Genomic DNA, 3324 nt, shown 5'->3' with positions numbered 1-3324 from the left:
CGGCGCACGTAGAACTCGCGCCGGTCGTCGAACCCGGCGGTGCGCTCGTCGATCGTCGCCTGGGTCTCGGCATCCAGCTTCTCGTATTCGAGCAGGGCCCTGGGATGAATGCCGATGCGGTTGTTGATGATGAATTCCAGGCGGGCCAGACCCACCCCGGCCGCCGGCAGGAACGACAGTCGAAATGCCTGCTCGGGATTGCCGAGGTTGATCATCAGGTCCGTGCGCGGCTTTTCCAGCGATCCCGCGTCCAGCCGCTCGACGGTAAAGGGCAATTGCTCTCGGTAGACGTACCCGGTGCTGCCTTCGGCGCAGGAGACGGTCACCACCTCGCCGTCCGGCACACGCTCGGTGGCATCGCCGCAACCGACGATCGCCGGGATGCCGAGTTCGCGGGCGATGATCGCCGCGTGGCAGGTCCGCCCACCCCGGTTGGTGACGATGGCCCCGGCCCGTTTCATGATCGGCTCCCAGTCAGGATCGGTCATGTCGGTGACCAGGATGTCGCCGTCGTCGAGTGCCCCCATGTCGGCCGACGAGGCGATGATCCGCGCCCGCCCGCTGGCAATCCGTTCGCCGACACTCTTGCCCTCGACCAGCACCTCGCCGCGTTCCTCGAGGCGATAGGTGGCATGGGTGGCCGCCTCGCGCTGCGAATGGACGGTCTCGGGGCGTGCCTGCAGGATGAACAGCTCGCCGGACTGGCCATCCTTGGCCCACTCGATGTCCATGGGACGGCTCTCGCCGGCCTGCTCCGTGTAATGCTTCTCGATTTCCACGGCGAAGCGTGCGAGCGTCAGCACCTCGTCGTCGGTGATGGCGAAACGGCGGCGCTCCTCGACCGGCACCTCGACGTTGCGGGTGGATGAGCCCAGGCGGGCATCGTCCGTGTAGATCATGCGGATCGCCTTCTCGCCCAGCTGGCGCGAGATGATCGGACGTAAATCGCCCTCGAGCGTGGGCTTGAAGACGTAGAACTCGTCGGGATTGACCGCCCCCTGGACCACGTTCTCCCCGAGGCCGTAGGCGGCTGTGATGAATACCGCATCGGGAAATCCCGACTCGGTGTCGATGCTGAATATCACCCCCGAGGACGCGAGATCCGCCCGCACCATCTTCTGCACCCCGGCCGAGAGCGCCACGGCCATGTGGTCGAAACCCTGATGGACCCGGTAAGAAATCGCGCGGTCCGTGAACAACGAGGCGAAGACGTGACGGATGCTCTCGAGCAGGGCCTGTTCGCCGGAGATGTTGAGATAGCTCTCCTGCTGACCGGCGAACGAGGCGGTGGGCAGATCCTCCGCGGTGGCCGAACTGCGCACCGCGACGTCCGGGTTCTCGCCGTACTCCTCACCCAGTTCGTGGTAGGCCGCCACGATTTCCTCGGCCAGGTCGTCCGGAATCTCGCCGCCACTGACCCACTCCCGGATCTGGCGACCCGCCTTTTCCAGCGCGGCCACGTCGTCGGTGTCCAGGCCCGCGAGGGTCTCGCGGATGCGCTCGTCCAGGTCGTTGTGGCGGATATAGTGCCGGTACGCATCTGCCGTGGTCGCAAATCCGTCCGGCACCTGCACGCCACGATCCCCGAGTTTCGCGACCATCTCGCCGAGCGAGGCATTCTTGCCGCCCACGCTGGCGACGTCGTCCATCCCGAGCTCCGAAAACCGCCTGACATACTGCATCGAGTGCCTTCTCCCTGATTGCGCAAAACCCGCCGGAACCCCCGCTCGAATCGCCATCTGGCCTGGGCCTGCGAGCCCGACCTCCACCCGACTCGAGACGAGTGAAGCGACCCCGGGGAAACGGGTCAGAGGTTCTCGAAAGAGCTTAGCAGTTCGGCCGACGCCCTTCGGCTGGAAAACGCGACGGCTTCGTATATGGGAAAACAGATGTATACTGCCCCGCACATCCCATGCAGGAGACACCATCCATGCTTCTTCGTTCTGCCATGACCGGCCTGCTTGCCGCGTCCCTGTTCCAGCCCGTATTGGCCGGCAATGCGGAAACCTACGAGCCGGAAGCCGAGCACGTCAACGACAACGTCTACGCCATCATCGGTCCCACCGACGCCCGCACCTACGAGAACCACGGCATGAACGCCAACTACGGCGTCATTGCCACCGACGAGGGCGTGATCCTGATCGACGCCGGCCCCGGCGCATTCAGCGGGCCGTACATCGAGCGTGCCGTGGCCGAGGTCAGCGACCAGCCCGTCCGCTGGGTGGTCAACATCGGCGTGCAGGACCACCGCTGGCTAGGCAACGACTACTTCCAGCAACAGGGCGCGGAGGTCATCGCCTTCGAGAAGACCGTCGAGTCGCAGAAGGAATTCGCCGACCAGCACATGGAGGGTCGCCTGCCCGACGCACTGGAAGACCGCTTCGAGGGCACGCAGCCGGGCTATGCCAAGCGCGTGCTGGAAGGTGACACCGCGAGCATCACGCTGGGCGGCACCGAGATCGAGCTCTCGCTGACCGACGCCCACTTCCCCGGTGATGCGATGGCCTACCTGCCGGCCGCCGACGTGGTATTCACGGGTGATCTCGTCTACGTCGACCGCATGCTGGGCATCCACCCCTGGTCGAACCCGCAGAACGGCCTGGAGGCCTTCGCCCGACTCGAGGCGATCGATCCCGCGCATGTCGTGCCGGGTCACGGCCGGGTCAGCGACATGGAGCGTGCCCGTCGCGATTCCGGTGACTACTACGACTTCCTGGTGAACACCGTCGGTGAAGCAGCACGCAACTTCGAGGCCATGAGCGACGTGCTCGATGCCAACGAGGACGTGGAGCGGTTCAAGCACCTCGAGCACTACGACAGCTGGCACCGGACCAACATGAACCGGACGTTCATCCTGTTCGAAGGCATGTAAGGCCGGTTCGTCATTCCCGCCCGGACCGGGCCGGTAGCAACCAACGGAAAACGGGGCTCGATGCCCCGTTTTTTTGCGTGTTCTCGTTCCTTCACGCCGACTTCAGGCCGGCACGGGACGGGCCATCTCGATCGAGCGGACCGCGATGCGCTGGCCGTCATCCGTGAGCAGCCAGTCATCGCCGCCTTCACTCAACACATCGAGAACCCGGACGCGTCGCCAACGACCGTCGAGACGAATCTCGGCATGGTGACCGTGCAGTGCCGCGGCCTCGAGAACGTCGAGGATCCCGCAGCGCCAGTCAACCGGGTCGGGCTTGCGCATCGGGGGAGCGGCGATCAGCCAGGTACAGGAACAGGGCGAGGAGGAACAGCAGCGGAAGCGCCATTTCCATCCCCTCCTCCAGCGAGAGCATCACCATGTCGATGTCCGACGGCAGCGTGATATCGAAC

3 protein-coding genes are annotated in these 3324 nt (G+C 65.1%); 1 reads left to right on the top strand and 2 read right to left on the bottom strand.

What is annotated here, in order from left to right:
• Positions 1 to 1649, bottom strand: a 1649-nt coding sequence (gene ppsA, locus ACESL5_RS02690) for a phosphoenolpyruvate synthase (RefSeq protein WP_372591242.1), incomplete at its 3' end; no start/stop codon positions are given.
• Positions 1650 to 1930: 281 nt separating this feature from the next.
• Here ppsA and ACESL5_RS02685 point away from each other — a divergent pair.
• Positions 1931 to 2872: an MBL fold metallo-hydrolase gene (locus tag ACESL5_RS02685; protein ID WP_372591241.1), complete on the top strand. Its 942-nt coding sequence runs from the start codon at positions 1931 to 1933 to the stop codon at positions 2870 to 2872.
• Positions 2873 to 2974: 102 nt separating this feature from the next.
• Here the strand turns inward: ACESL5_RS02685 and ACESL5_RS02680 are convergent, their stop codons facing one another.
• Positions 2975 to 3196, bottom strand: a complete 222-nt coding sequence (locus ACESL5_RS02680) for a hypothetical protein (RefSeq protein WP_372591240.1) — start codon at positions 3194 to 3196, stop codon at positions 2975 to 2977.
• Positions 3197 to 3324: the final 128 nt, after the last annotated feature.

This window comes from Guyparkeria sp. (genome assembly GCF_041687595.1).
Lineage (GTDB): Bacteria > Pseudomonadota > Gammaproteobacteria > Halothiobacillales > Halothiobacillaceae > Guyparkeria.
This window is presented reverse-complemented; position numbering and strand designations above follow the sequence as displayed.